Origin of the sequence: Kribbella solani (assembly GCF_014205295.1) — a bacterium.
GTDB lineage: Bacteria > Actinomycetota > Actinomycetes > Propionibacteriales > Kribbellaceae > Kribbella > Kribbella solani.
The window spans coordinates 4,941,454-4,959,400 of the sequence record NZ_JACHNF010000001.1 but is presented as its reverse complement, the minus strand read 5'-3'; the positions used below and the strand labels follow the sequence as shown (position 1 = coordinate 4,959,400).

The window sequence follows — 17,947 nt, the reverse complement described above, 5'->3', positions numbered from 1 at the left end:
CTCCGCGCGAACACGTGCTGCTGACCATTGTGCGTGTACCCGATCGGCCGCCCGGCGAGCTTCGAACTGCCCCAGTTCTGGATCACCTTGTCAGTTGCCGGTGACCACATCAGATTGGTCAGCGTCCCGGTCGCGCCGACCGCGGCCACATGCTGCTGATCGAGATACCGGTACGCCTGTCCCGCGACCCCGCCGCCGTTCGCCATCAGCGCCGCAACATCGGACCGCATCGCGTCGAGGTCGATGAACGACGGGTCGATCTTCCCGGTCGTACTCGTCTCCCGATGCCCGCGCGCGTAACTGGAGTCCCGGCCAAGCTGGGTCAGTACGGCGGCGGTGGCGCGCAACGACGCGTCGTACTGCGCCGCAGTCATCTGCTGATTGACACCGTCGTAGTCGATCTCCCAGCCGATCAGCATCGTGTTGCCGTCACCCGCGGGGATCGGACCGCTCGCCCGCGCCGCGCCGGCGTGATTGCAGCGGTTCGCGGACACGATGTGGAAGACACCGTTGTAGTCGACCAGCGCGTGTGCCAGCGGCCCTTGCAAGTCGGAGCGTCCGTTGATGACGATGTTCAGGGCCGGCGCCGGGTTGCTCGGGCTCGACCGGGCGGCCGTGTGGTGCCACAGCACGCCGAACGGGTTGAACGACCCGGATACGCCACGACCTTGCCAGTTGCCTTCCTCGACGACCTGGACGCCGGCAGATCGCAGTACGTCGGCGAGCCAGGGAATGACGGCCATCAGGTCGGCCTGATCAGGTCGGCGACGCATTCAGGCTTCTTCAGTGCCTGCGCCGGGGGTTGGACCGCCGCGACGGCCACCGTGGCGACCGGGACGGACAGTAGGAGGCGGCGGGAGAGCTTGGGTGTGTGCTTTTGTGAAATGGGCGGCATGACGGCATGACAGCAGCCCTCCTACCGCCCGGCAACAGATGCAATTCAGGTCGAAAGGCCTAGTGCCCCGCGTCGGAGATTCTTTGGCGCTTGCGGCGCCCAGGCACGCACCTCGCGGCGGCGGAGGAACAGCCACGATGGAAAAGCATCGAGGCTGCCCCTCCGCCACCACGATGCACGCACCTGGACACCGCAATCACTCAAACAATCTCCGACGCGGGGCACTAGTAGATTCGTCGCGGGTCCGTACAGCGCGGCCGGGCGATCTTCCAGGTAGGCCCAGTAGCGGTCGCCGTACGACCAGTGCCACCACTCGGTCGGGTAGTTCACCAGCCCGGCGGCCGTGAGTACGTCGGCGAGCAGGGAACGGTTCGTCCGCGCCTCCCGGCTGATGTTGGTGGCCGCGAAGAAGCAGGCGCCGTCGCTCTGCTCCGGGGTCGCGTCGATCGGCGTACCGAGGTCCAGTTCGCCGTTCGCCACGATCAGCGTCAGGTCGACCGCCGCACCCGCGACATGCGGCGCTACCTCGACCGGTGACACGAACCGGCTGGCGAGTACGTGCACGTCCTGATCGGAGATCCCCGGATGCAGCCGCTCCAGCTCGGCGCGGTACCCGTCGTAGATCTCCTGCTGACTCTCGATCGGCCGCAGTCCTTCGCGTACGTGCAACCGAATGCCCGTGGGCAAGAAGGCATCGGCCACCGCGAGCCGGTCCGCGACGCTCTCCCGGGCGAACTGCCGGCCGGTCGTCGCGATGCCACGGGTGAACAGGTCGACCAGTGGCTCGTCGTTCTCGATCGCCGGGATGCGGGTGATCCGCTCGTCGCTCAGCAGGACGGTCATCCGCGCGCCACCGCGGTCCGGATCAGCGTGTCGACGACCTCGGCGTACGACATCCCGGCGGCCGCGAACATCCGCGGAAACTGTGACGCGGGGGTGAATCCGGGGAAGGTGTTGATCTCGTTCACCACCGGTTCGCCGTCGGCCGGGACGAAGAAGTCCACCCGCGCGAGTCCGGCGCAGCCAAGGACCTCGAAGACGTCGAGAGCCGTACGCCGCAACCGCTCGGGCAGTCCGTCCTCCAGCAGCGCGGGTACGGAAAAGCGCGTCCGGCTGCTGTCGTACTTCGCGGTCGCGTTGAAGAACGGCTGCCGCGGATCGGCATGAATCTCCAGCGCGGGCGCGGTTTCGACCCGGCCGTCCGGAAACTCCAGGACTGCCAGGTCGATCTCGCGCCCGGCCATCTCCCGCTCGATCAGTACGTGCCGGTCGATGATCGCCGCGTCCGCGATCGCGGCCTCCAGCGACACCGGATCGATCGCCCGGGTGACCCCGAAGCTGGACCCGCCGTTGACAGGCTTCACGAACAAGGGGAACTCCAACTCGGCGGCCTTGAGCTGCTGGAGCACCAGCTCGGTATCGGTCAGGTCCGCGCCGCGCACCGTGATGCCCGGCGTCACCGGGATGCCGTGCGCGGACAGCAGCGCCTTGGTCAGGTGCTTGTCCAGGCCGATCGCGCTGGCCGCGATTCCGCTGCCTACGTACGGAATGTGGAGCTGCTCGAGGAAACCTTGCAGCCGCCCGTCCTCGCCGCCTTCACCGTGCAGTGCCGGGATCGTCACCTCGCAGGCCTGCAGAATCTCGATCGCTTCGTGCTGACCGTCCGTCCAGTTGCCGTCGGCATCGATCAGCAGCGGAATGGCCGTGTGGCCGAGCAGCTCGACCGCCCTGACAATTCCGTTGCCGCTGGCAATGGATACCGCATGTTCCGGGCTCGCGCCGCCCATCACCACCGCGACCTTCATCGCGTACCCTCCTCGTACCGTCGCGGAACCCGATTGCCGATACCGCAGTAGAGCTCGTGCTCGATCGTGCCGGACCAGTCCGCCCACTCGCGGGCGGTCGGTTCGCCGTCCGTACCGGCGCCGAAGATCGTCACCGGTTCGCCGGGTTCGACGCCGAGGTCACCGGCGTCGACGACGAACTGGTCCATCGCGATCCGGCCGATCACGGGCATCCGTACGCCCCGGCACAGCACGCTCGCCCGTCCGGCCGCGGCGCGCGGGATACCGTCGGCGTACCCGATCGGGACGAGCGCGACCGTGGTGTCCCGATCGGCGACGAAGTCGTGCCGGTACGAAACGCCTTCGCCGGCGCGGATGCGGCGTACCTGCGTCAGTTTGCTGGTCAATCGCATCGCCGGGCGTAATCCGATCCCGAGATCGTCGATCCCGTACAGGCCGGCGCCGATCCGGACCAGGTCGGTGTCCGGTGCGTCCAGCGTGATCGCGCCGGCCGAGTTCGCCAGGTGGACGACGCTCGGCCGCAGCCCGGCGCGGCGGGCGAGACTCACCCCGGTCCGCAGGAACTGGAGCTGCCGCTCACTCTGCACGGCATCGGCGGAGTCACCGTGCGAGAGGTGCGACCAGATCCCGCGGACCGTGACGGCGCCGAGCGCCTCATAGTGCGCCGCCATTCGGGTGAGCTCGATCCATTGATCCGGCGCGCTGCCGGATCGGTGCAGGCCGGTGTCCAGCTTCAGCTGTACGAATGGCACGGCTGATACGACTTGCTGGAGTTCGGCAACGGTCGAAACGCTGACGTCCACGCCCGCGTCACTGAGCAGCATGAGTTCCGACGCGTCGTACAGCCAGGTCAGGATCGGTACGGTCAGCCCGGCCGCGCGCAGTTCCAGTGCTTCACCGGCATGCGCGACGCCGAGCCAGGTCGCGCCGGCGTCGAGCGCCGCGCGAGCCACCGGTACGGCGCCGTGCCCGAAGCCGTTGGCCTTGACCACGGCCAGGACCTCCTGCGGTACGCGCCGCCGGAAGGTCCGGACATTGTCGCGGATGGCGGACAGGTCGACGACTGCCTCCGCCAGGGCGGTGATCCCGTCGGTCGCCGGGCGGGGGCGGGACTGAACCAGGTACATGCCAGTCATTGTTGTTTCCGGCAACGATCCCGATCATCGGAGTGCGGACGGATGTCCGCGCGGGCCTCGTACGACCGTGGTATGACGGGCCTCATCCGGTTGAATGAGAGCATCCGCGAGATACTTGGGCCGTGGATGCAACCGATCACCTGAAGGCGTCGCTGGCGGTAGCGGTCGGGCTGAGCAACCTGTTCGGAGCCGAAATGCGCCAGGGCCGGGCGGCGAACGCGCCGACTGCCGAGGCGATCCGGGAGGTACTGCTCCTGACCACCAATCGGCTGCCCGAGGTGATCGTCGACGACTACGCGGCCGGCGGGCGGCTGCTGTACGACGCGTTCAGCAGCCTGCCGGACGTCGATCCAGCGGTCGACCTGGTGAACCGGCTGCTGATCGACACCCAGGCCGCGCCGCGGCTGACGCGGCGGGAGGGCACGCCGTGGCACCTGCACTTCGGCAGCCCGGACGAGGCGCGCGGCTGGCTTGCCGAGTTCGCGACCGCGGCCGCGATGCTGCTGGGCAGCGACGAGAAGGAGCGGCTCCGGAAGTGCGAGGCGGCGCGCTGCGACAACCTGTTCCTCGACTCGACCCGGAACCGGACCCAGCGGTTCTGCTCAACGGCCTGTCAGAACCGGACCAAGGTCGCCGCTCACCGGGCGCGGACAGCCTGACCCGGTCACCATCGTTGCTTCCGCTTGCCACCCGAGCTTGCGGTACAGGTGAAAGCCGTCGGTCGTCGCCATCAAGATCCCGGTCCGCGCGCCACGATCGAGCGCCCGGGCTGCCAGCGCGCCCATCACCACATTGCCCAGACCACGCCGCCGGTACGCCGCCTCGGTTTGGATGTCGTGCATGATCGCGTCCGTACCAACGATCGCCATCATCCCGTGGGCGGCGACGATCCCGTCGACATACACGCGTACGTACTCCAACGGGCCGTCGCTTTCATCCGCGGCCGTGCGCTGTGGGTGGGCGGTCAGGTCGATCGACATCAGCGTTTTGTGCTCGTCGAACGGGCGTACGCCGGCCGCCGCCAGCTGGGACGCGATGTCATCGCCGTGGTGGGTCGTGATCGTCAGCCAGTGGTCCGGCGGTAGGTGCTTGGCCAGGCGATCGACGACGGCCGGATCGTCGTCGCGCGCGAACAGTTCGCGTTCGCGTCCGGGTAGTGCGAGCACCGCGGCGTACGCGTCGTCGTACTCGATCACCGGCGGCAGTCCACGGCACAACCGCCAACCCGCCAACCATCGCCGCATCAGGTCCATGCCGACGATTGTAACTGTTTATTTCGAGATAGTCAGTTACGGTGCCTGTTCGGTGCCGAGGACGAAGGTCTGGATCGCGACCACGGCGGCGCCGCGGGCCCATTCGCTGAAGTCCGCGGGCTGCAGCACCATCGGCAGTTCCGCCGCGGACGGGTGCCGGTCGGCGTGCAGGGCGGTGAGCAGTTCGCGGTCGGCGACCTCCGCCAGGCGTACGCCCTCGCCGCCGAGCACGACCAGCTCCGGCATGGTGAAGTTCGCGGCCGCGGCGATCAGCTTGCCGAGCGCGCGCCCGGCCCGGCCGATCACCTCACGGGCCGCCGGATCGTCCTTCGCGGCCAGATCGAGCGCTTCGTCGTACTCGACCGGGCGGCCGATCGCCGCGCCTACCTGCTCGGTGATCGCGCCGACGGTGAGCAGACTGAGCGCGCAGCCGCGATGCCCGCGGTCGCAGCGCGGGCCGTCCGGCAGCAACGGGTAGTGACCGATCAAACCGAGCGTGACGTCCGGGCTCTCGACGATCCGGTTGTGCACCACCAGCCCGTACCCGACCCCGGCACCGATCGTCAGCAGGACGAACCGATCCGCGTTGCGCCCGGCGCCGAACCAGTGCGTGGCTTCGGTCAGCGACGTCAGGTCGTTGGTGAGGACGATCGGTACGTCCGTGTGCGCGGCCAAGATGTCGCCGAACGGGACGTCCACCCAGTTCAGGTACGGGCCCCAGCGCACTTCGGAGCCGGCCCCGATCCGGCCACCGAGCGAGATGCCCAGCCCGGTGATCGGCGTACCGGCCGGGACCTGCACGGCCAGCTCGTCGGTCAGCTCCAGGACCAGATCGGCGACCACGGACGGGGTCGGGTCGGTGATCGGGCGTTCCGCGCTCGCGATCACCTCCGCCCGGAGCGTGGTGAGTACGCCGATCGCGGAGTCGCCGGTGAGTTTGATGCCGACGAAATGGTGCGCGTGCGCGTCCAGCTCCAGCGGCTGGGACGGCCGGCCGACGCGGGCGTCGGTGGGACCGCCCTCGACCTCGACCAGCAGGCCGGACTCGACCATCGGTTTCGTCAGCCGGGTCAGACTGCCCGGCGACAACCCCACGCGCCGGGAAAGCTCGGCGCGCGACAGCGGCCCGTCCAGCAGGATCTCCAGCGCCACCTGCCGGGACGGACCCGCCAACGGCCGCCACTCACCCATCCGGTCAGCTTAGGCCTTCGCGCTGCTCGGGGGTTGGTTCAGCCCGGGCGGTGAAACGCCGGGGCCTGACCCGGTCCGCCGTACTGGCCGCACAAGCCCCGGCGTCGGGCCTGTCCTTGCAGTATGCAACGGTTTCGCGGGCCCGGAGCCCGGACAACGGTGTCAGGTTCAGTGCGGGAGCCGGCGGGTGTCGATCAGGTGCTGGGCGACGTCGCGGAGTTTGGTGTTCGTGTCCTGCGAGTACCGCTTGAGGATCGCGAACGCCCGGTCCGCGTCCACGTCGAAGCGTTCCATCAGAATCCCCATCGCTTGCCCGACCAGCTTCCGCGCGTCGACGGCCTGCGCCATCGTCTCTTCCTGCCGCGCCGACGCCACCGCGACCGACGCGTGCTGAGCGAGGATGTGCGCGATCCCTTCCTCGTCCTGATTGAACGCATCCGGCTCCGGGCTGTACAAGCCGAGTACGCCCACGGTCCGTTGCGGTGCATCACCGGTGACCAGCGGCACGTCGAGCACACTGCGTACGCCGAGTGCGGCCACCTTGTCGGCCCATTCCGGCCAGCGTTCGTCGGTGCCGGTGTCGCGGATCAGCACCGTCGTACGGTCCCGGAGCGCAGTGATCAACGGACCACGCTCGGTCGCGATCTGCAGTTCGTACACCTCCGCGACCGTCTGGTCCGTGACCGCCGCGATCTCCGCCTGCGAACCCCGGGTGTACAGCGCGATGCCGGCATACGTGCAGTTCAACGCCTGCAAGGCGAACTGCACGACGGCATCCACGGTCTCGACCACGCCCGGCGCATCATGCAACTCGATCGCCAAACGGGCGAACGTGTCCGCCGAAGCAGCAAGGTCAGACTCAGTCACTGGAGGCTCCAGGGCACAACGAACCAAACGGGCACGCACATCATGCACTACCCACGGTGGACCTAAGGACAGGCAGTGGCGTGGCTCTCGGGAGCGCGATGGCTGGATCTTGTTGAGGTGGGTCGTTTCTGCCGCTGGTGAGGCTCGGGCGGGTGGTTGACGCTGGTGGTTCCCGAGTTGAAGGAGCGGCCATGACCGTACGAACCTCCGCCGTGCTGCGTACGCCGGCCGCCACGCGAGATGCCGCCGTGGCGCATTTCGCCGGGCGGCTTACGTACGAGGTGGACGCGGCCGATGTCGCCGCTGACCTCGGTGCGGGCGTGACCGGGTGGGTGCTGGTCGACAGCCGCAGCAAGGAAAGCTGGGACCAGGGACATGTACCGGGTGCGATTCAGCTGCCGCATCGCGAGATCGCGGACCGGGCGGCGAGCGTCGTACCGGACGGCGTGACGGTGGTGACGTACTGCTGGGGTCCGGGCTGCAACGCCGCGACCCAGGCGGCGCTCGCGTTCGCGCGACTCGGCTATCCGGTCAAGGAAATGATCGGCGGCTTCGAGTACTGGGTCCGCGAAGGCGGCCCGATCGAAACCGCCGCCGGCATCGAACGCCGGCCGTCCGATCCACTGGCCGCGCCGCACGGGATCCCCTGCGCCTGCTGAAGAACCCTGAAAAGTAGAGGTTTTACAAAGGCTGAACTCGCCGTGGTGAAACGCTGACTCTCCGTACGTTAGGCTCGGATCAGTTACCAGGCCGCGAGGCGAGGAGACGATGTGACCGATCAGCCGAGGAACGACGGCGGGCTGGTCGCGCACGGGATCGACACCACCCGCCCGAGCGTCGCCCGGGTGTACGACTACGCGCTCGGCGGCAAGGACAACTACGAGTCCGATCGCGAGCTGTACCGGCAGATCCTCAAGGTCGCGCCGGAGACGCCGGTCTGGGCGAAGGCGAACCGGCGCTGGCTCAGCGAGGTGATTACCTGGCTGACCGCCGATGCCGGTATCCGGCGGTTCATCGACGCCGGGTCCGGGCTGCCGACCGCCGACAACACCCACCAGATCGCCCAGCGGGTGAACGCCGACGCCTCGGTCGTGTACGTCGACAACGACCCGTCCGTGGTCGCGCACGGCCGGGCCTTGCTGCTGGACAACGACCGTACGCAGTTCACCGCCGCCGACCTGACCAAGCCGGACCAAGTGCTCGCGGACCCGGCGATCGCCGCGCTGCTGGAGCCCGGTGAGCCGGTCGCGCTGGTGATGGCGCTGATGCTGCATCACATCTCCGACTACGAAGAGACGCGGGCGATCGCGCAGACGTACGCCGACGCGCTGCCGCCGGGGTCGTACCTGGCGATCACGCACGCCTGCAACCCGGGCGACGGCGGCGACGTGGACGCGATGGTGACCGAGCTGATCGAGAAGGTCCGGCACGCGTTCCCGAACTTGGCCTTCCGGTCGGTCGCGGAGATCTCGTCGCTGTTCAGTGGGTTCGAGCTCCTCGACCCGGGCGTGGTCAAGCTCGGCGACTGGCACGTGCCCGGCGGCCGGGTGGACGAGGACCCGCCGGCCGACGTCCGCGACGCCATCTACGGCGGCGTCGCCCGCAAACCGGCTAGCTGAGGTACTCCGCGTTCCCGCGGATCGCGGCCTCGTACCGCTTGAGGTCCGCGGTGTCGACCTTGTCCGCGATCACGAGTAGCAGCGTCGCGAGCGCCTTGTCCTTCATCCCGGCGGCATGCAGCGTCAGCGCCTTGAACACCCGCAGCGAATCCGACTCCGGGAACTCGGCGCAGGCTGACTTGAAGATCGCGAGCGATTCGTCGTACCGGCCGAGGTTGCGCAACGTGCTCCCGTACTGCAGCAGGCACTTCCGCCGCGTCTCCCCGCTCAGCCCAGGGAGCGCGCGCTCGTAGTACCCGACCGCGGTCTCTTCCTGTCCGGCGGTGTCGTACGAACCACCGACCTCGTACAGCACGTACGGATTGTCCGGGTGCTCGGCCAGCAACTGCTCGAAGAACGCGATCGTCGGTCCCATGTTCGCCCGGTCGCGGCGCGCGAACCCGGCCTCGATCGTCGCGGCCAGCTCCGGTGTCAACTCAGTCGTCACACCACCATCATGCCGCGCCGCGGGCGGATGTTCTGGTTCAGGTGGAAGACGTTCTCCGGGTCGTGGACGGTCTTCAGCGCGACCAGCCGGGCCAGCTTCGCGGGCGGGAAGGCCCGGTTGATCGGGTCGTCGTTGAGCGTGTTCACGTACGCGCCGTGTGCGTACGGTTCCAGCGTCGCCGCGTACGCGCGCAACGCGCCGATCCGATCCTCGTCCTCGGCCGGGTCCTCCCAGCGGGTCGCGGTGACGAACTCGAACCGCGTGTCCCGGTGACTGAACGCGGAATCCGCATCGGGTACGTCCGCGATCGCGCCGCCGTACGCCTGCAGGCTCACGCCGACGTCAGGTACTTGGAGCAGCGCCCGGATCGCCTCGTCGGGCAGTGACTTGAAGTAGTGCCCCTTCCAGTACCGGCGGTAGCGATGTCCTTGGACGTTGTCATCGCGGCTCTGCAGTTCGAGGTACGTGAGCTCGTCGACGCTCTCCTCGGTCGGACCGAGTTCGCGGAAGGCGGGCAGCAGGTCGTACCCACCTTCGCCGACCCAGACGTACCCGACCGTGACCGAGTCCGTGCTCAGACCGGCCGTGCAGGTCGCCTCGCGCGGCGCGTTCGCGTTCAGGTCCCGCCAGCGGCGCAGCACCTCGAAACCCTTCGCCATCGGGTACGTGAACTCGACGCTCAACGCCCGGGTGCCGATGTGATGCAGCTGGAACTCGAAGCTGGTCACGATCCCGAAGTTGCCGCCACCACCGCGCAGGCCCCAGAACAGCTCGGCGTTCTCGTCGGCGCTGGCCCGTACGACGGAACCGTCGGCGGTCACCACCTCGTACGAGATGACGTTGTCGCACGCCAGTCCGAACCGCCGCGCCAGCCAGCCCATCCCGCCGCCGAGCGTCAGCCCGCCGACGCCGGTGTGCGACACGTTCCCCGCCGTGGTGGCCAGGCCGTACTCCTGCGCGGCTCGGTCCAGCTCGCCGAGCAGCGCGCCGCCCTGCACCCACGCCCGCCGCAGCGCCGGGTCGACGCGGACCTCGTGCATCGGGGTCAGGTCGATCATCAACCCACCCTCCGGTACGGCCAGTCCGGCGATGTTGTGCCCGCCGCAGCGGACCGCGATTTCGAGTCCGTTCAGGCGCCCGTACCGGACTGCCGTCACCACGTCCTCGGTGGTGGCGCAGCGCGCGATCGCCGCGGGCCGGCGGTCGACCATCGCGTTCCACACGCTGCGGGCCTCGTCGTAGCCGGCGTCGCCGGCGGTCAGGTAGGTGGTCATCGTTCTCACTCCCATCGGGTTCCGTGCACAACCCTGACAGCGCAGCGGTACTCCGATAAGGTCCAGTTTCGTGAGCCGAATGAGGACCAGTTCCGGCGAACTCCTGGTGGAGCTGCACCGGGACAACGGCGTGCCGCTGCACCAGCAGCTGGAGAGCGGCTTGCGGACCCGGATCCGGTCCGGCCTGCTCCGGGCCGATGCCGTGATGCCGTCCACCCGCGCGCTCGCGCAGGACCTCGGTCTGTCGCGTGGCGTGGTCGTCGAGGCGTACCAGCAACTGGTCGCGGAGGGCTACCTGATCAGCCGGGCCGGAGGCCACACGACGGTCGCGGACATCGCCACCGTCGCATTGGCGCCCGCGGCACCGGCCGCGAGTGGTCCGCCGCGGATCGACTTCAAGTACAGCCGCCCGGACGTGTCCCAGTTCCCGCGCGCGGCTTGGCTGCGCTCCGTACGCCGGGTGCTGAACGAGACGCCGAACGACAGCCTCGCGTATATCGACGGTCGCGGCACGATCGAGTTGCGGACGTCGCTCGCCGACTATCTGAATCGCGTCCGGGGTACGGCGGCCCGCCCGGAGAACCTGTTGATCTGCAACGGTTTCGCGCAAGGTTCCCGCCTGTTGCTGCAGGTGCTGGTGGCTCTGGGGCGCCGGCGGCTCGCGGTCGAGGACCCGTCCGACAACGATCTGAAGGACGTCGCGCGGGCGGCCGGGATGGACGTGGTCGGCGTACCGATGCTGCCGTCCGGGATCGATGTCGACGCACTCGAGCAGTCCGGCGCGGATGTCGTACTCGTGACGGCAGCGCACCAGTTCCCGACCGGCGTGGTCGCGTCGGCCGAGACCCGGGCGGCCCTGGTGGCGTGGGCGAATCGGCATGACGGCCTGGTGATCGAGGACGACTACGACGCGGAATACCGGTACGACCGGGAGCCGATCGGTGCGGTGCAGGGCCTTGCGCCGGATCGGGTCGCGTACGCCGGGACCGCGTCCAAGACGCTCGTGCCCGGGCTGCGGCTCGGCTGGCTGATCCTGCCGTCCTGGTTGGTCGAACCAATGACTACCGCGAAGCTGATGGACGATCGCGGTTCACCGGTGTTCGACCAGTTGGCGTTCGCGGACTTCGTGGCGCGCGGTGAGTTCGACCGGCACCTGCGGCGGATGCGGCCGCGGTACCGGCTGTTGCGGGACACGCTGATCGACCGGTTGGCCGCACGGTTGCCGGAGCTCGAGCCGGTTGGCGTATCGGCTGGGCTGCACGTACTCACTTGGCTGCCGGACGACCTGGACGAGCAGGCAGTGCAGTCGGCCGCCCTGGAGCGTGGGCTCGGCGTGTACGGGTTGGCGCCGTACTGGGACGGGGGATCGGGTCCGGCCGGGCTGGTGTTCGGGTACGGATCGGTGTCGCGGAAGGACGTTGTCGAAGGCATCGATCTGCTCGCGGCCGCGGTCGCGGCGATCCGTGAATGAATAAGTATGCATTTCATTGCAATTCGATCCGAGCGGTTCTAGGCTTGGTGGAGTGATCGCCGCAGCTCGCATCGACGCCCTGATGAACCAAGGCTGGCCCGCCGCGTCCAGCACCGAGCTGGACGGCTGGCTGGTCCGCCGCAACGCCGGCGTCACGCTGCGAGCCAACTCGGTGCTGCCGGCCGGCGCCCCGTTCGACCTCGGCCGCGCCTTGGACTACGTGGAAAACCTGTACGCGGCGCATGGCATCGCGCCGTCCTTCCAGGTCGGTCCGGCGGCCCAGCCGGGCGACCTCGACGCATATCTGGCGGCCCGTGGTTACCAGCTCCGGAACCCGACGCTGGTGCTCTGCGCGACCGTCTCCGAGGTCCTCGCGAACCTCCCCGAGCCGGACGTTGCGGTGAATATATCCGCAGCGCCCGACGATCACTGGATGGATTTCTGGTGGTCGGTCGACGGCCGTGGCGGTTCCGCCGCGCAGGCCGCGGCCCGGCAGATCCTGAACCGCTCCCGCGCGCTGTACGCGGTCATCCCGTCCGGTCCGCCGGTGCGGGCGATCGGCCGGCTCGCGCTGGTCGGCGACTGGGCCGGGCTGTACTGCCTCGCCGTCGACCCGCGCCACCGGCGGCTCGGGCTGGCGCAGGCGATCATCCACGGGTTGTTGCGAAAGGCAACGACGCTGGGAACCGAGCGGGTCTGGCTGCAGGTGGTCGAGAGCAACGCCCCGGCCCGCGCCCTGTACGACCGGCTCGGCTTCCAGGTCGCATCGCGGTACCACTATCGCGTCAAAGCGTGATCCTCTGCTCAGAGCGTGATCTTCTGCAGGTGATCGAGGACGATCAGCTCGGCGCCGGCGCGTTCGACCGACGTACGCAGCGGGGTCAGGTCGGTCCACGGGACACCCGGCTGATCGAGCGGCTTGTCGAAGTCGTCCCAGTGCGTCGCGATCACCTTCCGCACCGGCTTGATGGTTCGCAGCAGCCGGTCGGTGATCCCCGGTTCGCCGCCGGGCGCCGCGAAGATCACGTCCACCTGCAGCCCGCGAAGCGCGTTCGGGTCGAAGTTCGCGGTACTCAGACTGAGGATGCGTACGCCGCCGATGGTGATCACGAACGCGAGCGTTCCGCCCTCGACCAGATCCTCGATCACTCGCGGACGCGGCGGCACTTCGTACCGGTAGCCCGGATAGGCGTACGTGTGGCGCTTGCCGCCGCACGAGTGCAGGGACGGGAAGACCTCGATCGTGAAGCCGTCGAACGGGAGGTACTCGCCGCCGCGGACCGGTGAAAGCAGCTCGTCGGGGGTCTTCATCGCGCGGAGCAGGTTGGCGTGCGTCTCGGTGCAGAGCACGGTCGCCTGGGTCTTGCGGGCGACGTACGGTACGTCGGCCATGTGGTCGTAGTGGCCGTGATGAACCAGGATCGCGTCCGCCGTACCGAGATGGCGATCGATCACCTCGGGCTTGATCACCAGCTCGGTCTTGGGGTCGGCGCCCTCCGGAGTGAACGTCCCGGTTTTGAAGCGGGTCAGCCAGGGGTCGGTCAGCACGACGCTCTGGCCGCATCGGATCTGCCAGGCGTGCGTACCGAACCAAGTCAGCTCGACTGGTTCCTTCTTGGGCTGTGCCTCTGTCGTGGCCGCCTGTGTCGTGGCAGCTTTTGTCGTGGCTGCCTCGCCGTGTGCTTCGAGGCCGATCACGCCGACCGCTCCGACCGCCGCGGCTCCGGTCAGCATCCCTCTCCGACTCACCTGCACGCTGTCTCCTCTGTTCGTCCTGGAACCCCAGTCAAGGCTTTGCCGCGCTTGCGTGTCGAATATGCTCTTACGCATGCATCGATTGTCTGGAGATATCACCGCAGGTCAGGTGTGCTGTGCTGACTGAACGGCATCTGCAGATTTTCGTCGCGCTGGCCGAGGAACAGCACTTCGGGGACGCGGCGCGGGTCGTCGGGATCACCCAGCCGCCGCTGTCCCAGGGCCTGCGCCGGCTCGAGGCGCTGGTCGGCGCGAAGCTGTTCGAGCGAGGCGCCGGACAGGTCGAGCTGACTCCCGCCGGCGCCGCCCTGCTGCCGTACGCCCGGCGCGCGCTGTCCTCGATCGAGGAGCTGCACCAGGCCGCGGTCGAGCGCGAACCGGAAGGTCCGGAGATCCGGCTCGGCCTGGCTCCCGAGGTGCCACCGTCGGCCGGCGCCGCCGTTGCCGCCGCGTGTGGTGAGGCGATCGCGGGCAGCCGGGTGACGGTTGCGACCGCGCCGACGAGTTCGCTGGTCAACCAGGTGAGTACCGGGCGGTTGACGCTCGCGATCGTGGCGCATCCGACCGTACTGGACGGTCTGGAAGCCGGCCCGGTCGCGCTGCTCCCGACCTGGCTCCTGCTGCCTGCCGGGACCGCCTCGGGCGAGGTCGTCGGGTTGCGTCAGCTGGGCGAGCTGCCGGTCGCGGTTCGGCCGCGTACGGAGGCACCGGCGGCGCGCGATCTTTTCCTGGACACGCTCGCCCTGCACCGCCCGCGCGGCGGCACCGTCGTGGTGACGGATGAGCGAGCGGGTCTGGCGATGGCCGCGGCGGGCCAGGCGGCCGTCGTCACGGCCGATCCGCTGCTGGGTGCGCCGGGAGTGACTCGTCACCGGTTGGTGGATGATCCCCTTCCGCTCCGGCTGCGGCTCGTGTGGTCGCGGACGCGGACGCCGTTCCTGCGACCGGACGATGTGATGGCGCGGCTCACGGAAGCGCTGGTGGCGTCGTGAACGCCCGGATTCGCGCGGTGTTCGAGGACGTCGGCGCCCGCGGTTGGTTGCACGCGGTCGCGCTGGACGACCCGGGGTCGACGGTCGAGGTCGACGCGGACGGGATCGTGCCGCTGGCGTCGGTGTACAAGCTGCCGCTGCTGGCCGGTTTCTGCCGACTGGTGGACCTCGGTGCGGTGGACCCGCGGCAGCAGCTCACGCTCGATCCGGCGGTCAAGACCGCCGGGCCGACTGGGCTGTCGTTGTTCGCCGATCCGGTGACCGCGTCGCTGCGAGACCTTGCGCTGTCGATGATGACGGCCTCCGACAATGCGTCGGCCGATGCCTTGCTGGACATTGTCGGATTGCGCCGGTTGGCCGAAATCCTGGAATCGTTCGGATTACAAAGGACCTGGGTACGGCGCGGTACGGCGGGAAATCTGCGGGACCTGCAACGCCGTACCGGAACAAACGATCCGGATGCCGCGCTGGCGGTGCTTGCCGACAATGACCAGACCGACCCGGCGGGTGTGTACGAGGCGGCGCACGCGTCGGCCAGTACGGCCCGGGAGATGACGTACTTGTTGCGCCGGTTGTGGTCGGGGGAGTTGTTGTCGGCCGGGCAGACCGAGTTCGTGCGGGCGGTGATGCATCGGCAGATCTTCACGCAGCGATTGGCGTCCGGGTTTCCGCACGACGGCGTGCTGGTCGCGGGGAAGACCGGGACCTTCGGGGCGTTGCGGCATGAGGTCGGGGTGGTGACGTTGCCGGGCGGGGCCGCGTACGCGATCGCCGTGTACACGCTGACCGCCCGCGGCGACTTCCGCCAGCCACGCGTCGACGCCGCGATCGGCGAGGCCGCTCGGCTGGCGGTGGATCTGCTCCGTTAGACAATGGCAAACGCTTCGATTTCCAGCAGGAACTCGGGGATGACCAACGCGGCCACCTGCACCGCCGACGCCGCGGGTTTTGTTCCGGGAATGTATTTGTCCCGCACTTCCCGAATCGCCGGCAGATAAGCGACATCAGTGACGAAGAACGTCATCTTGACCACGTCCGCGAAGGTCGCGCCGGCGGCCGCCAGACACCGCTCCAGATTCGCGAACACCTGCTCCGCCTGCGCGCCCGGATCGCCGATCCCGACCAACTGCCCGGCCACGTCCAGCGCGACCTGCCCGGAGACCGCGACCCACTGCCCACGCCCGGTCACCACGTGGGTATAACCGTTGCCTGGGGCAACGCCGTCCACCGGCGGGTACTCCAGCTCGCTCACCTGTGCCTCCCAATTCGTCGGGTCCTGACACATATACCGGAAGAAGGGTTGAGAAACCGGTTTCTGTCGGGAGAGGATACGGGGGTGGGACGGACACCGAAGGACTCGATCACGATTGCCGACGTCGCCCGGGCGGCGGAGGTTTCGCGGGCGACCGTGTCCCGGGTGATGAACGGGCGGCTCAGCGTCGCGCCGGAGATCGTCACCCGGGTCCGGGCCGCGGCGGAGCGGCTGAACTACCGGCCCAGCGACCTGGCCCGGAGCCTGTCGCTCGGCCGGACGAACATGGTCGCGCTGGTGGTCCCCGACCTCGGCAACCCGTTGTTCCAGCAGATCCTGCGCGGCATCACCAACGCGTCGGCGGCGGCCGGCTACCGGGTGCTGGTCGCGGAGACCGACGAGGACCCGAGCGCCGAGGCGTCGATCGCGATCGAGGCCCGGCGGCGCTGCGACGCGCTGATCATGGTGTCGCCGCGGATGGACGAGGCGGCCCTGCTCGAGCTGCTGCCGCAGGTGCAGCCGGTGATCCTGGTCAACCGCCAGGGTCCGGCGGAGGTCTCGTCGGTGGTCGTCGACTACGGCCGCGCGGTCCGGATCGTGGTGGATCACCTGGTCGGGCTCGGGCATCGACGGCTCGCCTTCCTGTCCGGTCCGGCCGCCAGCGCGTCCAACCTGATGCGGGTGCGTGCGCTTGAGGTCGCCGAGCAGGAGATCCCCGGGCTGGACCTGGTCCGGCTGGAGTGTGGACGGTCGATCGAGGACGGGTACGCCGCGGTTGAGCAGGTACTTGAGTCGCAGGTCACCGCGGTGGTTGCGTTCAACGATCTGGTCGCGTTCGGTCTGCTGGCTCGGTTGAACGAGGTCGGCGTCGCCGTACCAGCTGATCTGTCCGTGACTGGGATGGATGACATCGGCTTGGCGCGGTTCGCCGTACCTTCATTGACGACTGTGCGGGTGCCGCAGACGGACCTGGGTGAGCTGGCGTGGCGCCGGTTGCATGCGGCGATCGCTACCGAGCAGGGCGATGCGGATGCCGTACCGGAGCTGCGGTTGGCTGTGCGGGCGAGCACCGGGCCAGTACCGCAGGAGCCTCGGTCTGACAGTGGTGCACCGGCTGACCGGATCGGTTGGCAGCAACAGGGCGACATCTTCGAGTTGGGCAGTTCGGCCGGACTACTCGCGCGGTACGAGTTCGGGCGCCGGATGCCCCAAGTGCATGCGCCACGCCCGTACCTGCACCCGGTCCGTACGCTCGGGGGACACCCGTTGACCGAAGTCAGTCCGGTTGACCATCGGCATCACTACGGCGTCTCGCTGGCGGTGCCGTTGGTGAACGGCACGTCGCACTGGGGCGGTCGGACGTACGTACGCGGCCAGGGCCCCACGCTGCTCACCAACCACGGGCAGCAGCGCAGCCGCAGCGTGACCATCCAGGACGGGCACACGCTCAACGACGACCTCACCTGGTACGACGAACAGGGTCGTCCGCAACTGGTTGAACGCCGGTTCCTCAAGGGCGAGCCAGTACACGACGGCTGGCGGCTGGACTGGCGGAGCGAGCTCACTGCACGGTACGGCGCGTTGCGGATCGACAGCCCGGCTACCTGTGGACGGGACGGTGCGGCGTACGGCGGGATCTTCTGGCGACTGCCACTGGCGCCGACCACCGTACTGAGTGCTGACGGCTCGGGGCTGGATAGTGCGTTCGGGTCGTCGAGTCGGTGGCTGGCGTTCGTACAGGGCGAGGTGACTCTGCTGCTGGTCCAGCCTGGTGAGGTCCGTCCGTGGTTCCTGCGGGCGGAGGAGTACGTCGGTGCGTGTCCGGCGCTCGCTTGGGATGAACCGCTCACGCTGCAGCCCAACGAGGAGCTGACACTGTCACTCACTGCCCTGCTGCTGGACCGGGCGGTTGACCTGGTCGAGGCTAGAAGGCTGGCTGGCCGTTTGTAG

At 68.7% G+C, this 17,947-nt stretch carries 18 protein-coding genes and 1 pseudogene; 8 read left to right on the top strand and 11 right to left on the bottom strand.

Going from position 1 to position 17,947, the window contains the following annotated elements:
• Positions 1 to 5: 5 nt before the first annotated feature.
• The 4 genes and pseudogenes from HDA44_RS37500 to alr all read right to left on the bottom strand — a co-directional run.
• Positions 6 to 743: pseudogene (locus HDA44_RS37500) on the bottom strand (peptidoglycan recognition protein family protein); the annotation flags it as partial.
• Between the two features lie 197 nt (positions 744 to 940).
• A complete protein-coding gene (locus tag HDA44_RS22585) occupies positions 941 to 1,738 on the bottom strand; it encodes a M15 family metallopeptidase (RefSeq protein WP_184837535.1) in 798 nt (265 codons plus the stop codon).
• Entirely contained in the window at positions 1,735 to 2,700 is a 966-nt protein-coding gene (locus tag HDA44_RS22580) for a D-alanine--D-alanine ligase family protein (RefSeq protein ID WP_184837533.1), read from the bottom strand. Before HDA44_RS22580 ends, HDA44_RS22585 begins: the two co-directional genes overlap by 4 nt.
• Positions 2,697 to 3,827: an alanine racemase gene (gene alr / locus HDA44_RS22575; RefSeq protein ID WP_184837531.1), complete on the bottom strand. Its 1,131-nt coding sequence runs from the start codon at positions 3,825 to 3,827 to the stop codon at positions 2,697 to 2,699. The genes HDA44_RS22580 and alr overlap by 4 nt, the downstream gene beginning before the upstream one ends.
• A gap of 131 nt (positions 3,828 to 3,958) precedes the next feature.
• On the opposite strand from alr, the gene HDA44_RS38665 reads away from it, so the two are divergent.
• Positions 3,959 to 4,495: a CGNR zinc finger domain-containing protein gene (locus HDA44_RS38665; protein WP_184837529.1), complete on the top strand. Its 537-nt coding sequence runs from the start codon at positions 3,959 to 3,961 to the stop codon at positions 4,493 to 4,495.
• Here HDA44_RS38665 and HDA44_RS22565 read toward each other — a convergent pair.
• From HDA44_RS22565 to HDA44_RS22555, 3 genes are all read right to left on the bottom strand, one after another.
• Complete coding sequence (locus tag HDA44_RS22565) at positions 4,439 to 5,089, bottom strand: GNAT family N-acetyltransferase (RefSeq protein ID WP_184837527.1); 651 nt, start codon at positions 5,087 to 5,089, stop codon at positions 4,439 to 4,441. The two genes, HDA44_RS38665 and HDA44_RS22565, sit on opposite strands and share 57 nt — an antisense overlap.
• 36 nt (positions 5,090 to 5,125) lie before the next feature.
• A complete protein-coding gene (locus tag HDA44_RS22560; protein WP_184837525.1) occupies positions 5,126 to 6,280 on the bottom strand; it encodes an ROK family transcriptional regulator in 1,155 nt (384 codons plus the stop codon).
• 168 nt (positions 6,281 to 6,448) lie between these two features.
• Positions 6,449 to 7,147, bottom strand: a complete 699-nt coding sequence (locus tag HDA44_RS22555; protein WP_184837523.1) for an ANTAR domain-containing protein — start codon at positions 7,145 to 7,147, stop codon at positions 6,449 to 6,451.
• 191 nt (positions 7,148 to 7,338) lie between these two features.
• On the opposite strand from HDA44_RS22555, the gene HDA44_RS22550 reads away from it, so the two are divergent.
• On the top strand, positions 7,339 to 7,806 hold the full coding sequence (locus tag HDA44_RS22550) for a rhodanese-like domain-containing protein (RefSeq protein ID WP_184837521.1): 468 nt from the start codon (positions 7,339 to 7,341) through the stop codon (positions 7,804 to 7,806).
• 111 nt (positions 7,807 to 7,917) lie between these two features.
• On the top strand, positions 7,918 to 8,766 hold the full coding sequence (locus HDA44_RS22545) for an SAM-dependent methyltransferase (protein WP_184837518.1): 849 nt from the start codon (positions 7,918 to 7,920) through the stop codon (positions 8,764 to 8,766).
• Here the strand turns inward: HDA44_RS22545 and HDA44_RS22540 are convergent.
• A complete protein-coding gene (locus HDA44_RS22540; RefSeq protein ID WP_319041857.1) occupies positions 8,759 to 9,253 on the bottom strand; it encodes a tetratricopeptide repeat protein in 495 nt (164 codons plus the stop codon). The two genes, HDA44_RS22545 and HDA44_RS22540, sit on opposite strands and share 8 nt — an antisense overlap.
• Positions 9,250 to 10,527: an FAD-binding oxidoreductase gene (locus tag HDA44_RS22535; protein ID WP_238352519.1), complete on the bottom strand. Its 1,278-nt coding sequence runs from the start codon at positions 10,525 to 10,527 to the stop codon at positions 9,250 to 9,252. Before HDA44_RS22535 ends, HDA44_RS22540 begins: the two co-directional genes overlap by 4 nt.
• A 79-nt stretch (positions 10,528 to 10,606) precedes the next feature.
• Between HDA44_RS22535 and pdxR the strand changes: the two genes are divergently transcribed.
• Both pdxR and HDA44_RS38660 read left to right on the top strand, forming a co-directional pair.
• Positions 10,607 to 11,998: a MocR-like pyridoxine biosynthesis transcription factor PdxR gene (gene pdxR, locus HDA44_RS22530; RefSeq protein ID WP_202887500.1), complete on the top strand. Its 1,392-nt coding sequence runs from the start codon at positions 10,607 to 10,609 to the stop codon at positions 11,996 to 11,998.
• A gap of 52 nt (positions 11,999 to 12,050) precedes the next feature.
• Positions 12,051 to 12,794 carry a GNAT family N-acetyltransferase gene (locus HDA44_RS38660; RefSeq protein WP_184837513.1) on the top strand — a complete coding sequence of 248 codons (744 nt, stop codon included), beginning with the start codon at positions 12,051 to 12,053 and terminating at the stop codon, positions 12,792 to 12,794.
• Between the two features lie 8 nt (positions 12,795 to 12,802).
• On the opposite strand, the gene HDA44_RS22520 is transcribed toward HDA44_RS38660, so the two are convergent.
• Positions 12,803 to 13,747 carry an MBL fold metallo-hydrolase gene (locus HDA44_RS22520; protein WP_184837511.1) on the bottom strand — a complete coding sequence of 315 codons (945 nt, stop codon included), beginning with the start codon at positions 13,745 to 13,747 and terminating at the stop codon, positions 12,803 to 12,805.
• 122 nt (positions 13,748 to 13,869) lie between these two features.
• On the opposite strand from HDA44_RS22520, the gene HDA44_RS22515 reads away from it, so the two are divergent.
• Positions 13,870 to 14,745, top strand: a complete 876-nt coding sequence (locus HDA44_RS22515; RefSeq protein WP_184837509.1) for a LysR family transcriptional regulator — start codon at positions 13,870 to 13,872, stop codon at positions 14,743 to 14,745.
• On the top strand, positions 14,742 to 15,614 hold the full coding sequence (locus HDA44_RS22510) for a serine hydrolase (protein ID WP_184837507.1): 873 nt from the start codon (positions 14,742 to 14,744) through the stop codon (positions 15,612 to 15,614). Before HDA44_RS22515 ends, HDA44_RS22510 begins: the two co-directional genes overlap by 4 nt.
• Here HDA44_RS22510 and HDA44_RS22505 read toward each other — a convergent pair.
• On the bottom strand, positions 15,611 to 15,997 hold the full coding sequence (locus HDA44_RS22505) for a RidA family protein (RefSeq protein ID WP_337906266.1): 387 nt from the start codon (positions 15,995 to 15,997) through the stop codon (positions 15,611 to 15,613). The genes HDA44_RS22510 and HDA44_RS22505 overlap by 4 nt on opposite strands.
• An 84-nt stretch (positions 15,998 to 16,081) precedes the next feature.
• Here HDA44_RS22505 and HDA44_RS22500 point away from each other — a divergent pair, with 84 nt between their 5' ends.
• A complete protein-coding gene (locus tag HDA44_RS22500) occupies positions 16,082 to 17,947 on the top strand; it encodes a DUF6807 family protein (protein WP_202887496.1) in 1,866 nt (621 codons plus the stop codon).

Excerpts from the sequence above, each read along its gene's own strand:
- HDA44_RS22585 (WP_184837535.1), bottom strand. The coding sequence starts at position 1,738 with ATGACCGTCCTGCTGAGCGACGAGCGGATCACCCGCATCCCGGCGATC.
- HDA44_RS22560 (WP_184837525.1), bottom strand. The coding sequence starts at position 6,280 with ATGGGTGAGTGGCGGCCGTTGGCGGGTCCGTCCCGGCAGGTGGCGCTG.
- HDA44_RS22565 (WP_184837527.1), bottom strand. The coding sequence starts at position 5,089 with ATGGACCTGATGCGGCGATGGTTGGCGGGTTGGCGGTTGTGCCGTGGA.
- HDA44_RS22535 (WP_238352519.1), bottom strand. The coding sequence starts at position 10,527 with ATGACCACCTACCTGACCGCCGGCGACGCCGGCTACGACGAGGCCCGC.
- HDA44_RS22550 (WP_184837521.1), top strand. The coding sequence starts at position 7,339 with ATGACCGTACGAACCTCCGCCGTGCTGCGTACGCCGGCCGCCACGCGA.
- pdxR (WP_202887500.1), top strand. The coding sequence starts at position 10,607 with ATGAGGACCAGTTCCGGCGAACTCCTGGTGGAGCTGCACCGGGACAAC.
- HDA44_RS22580 (WP_184837533.1), bottom strand. The coding sequence starts at position 2,700 with ATGAAGGTCGCGGTGGTGATGGGCGGCGCGAGCCCGGAACATGCGGTA.
- alr (WP_184837531.1), bottom strand. The coding sequence starts at position 3,827 with ATGTACCTGGTTCAGTCCCGCCCCCGCCCGGCGACCGACGGGATCACC.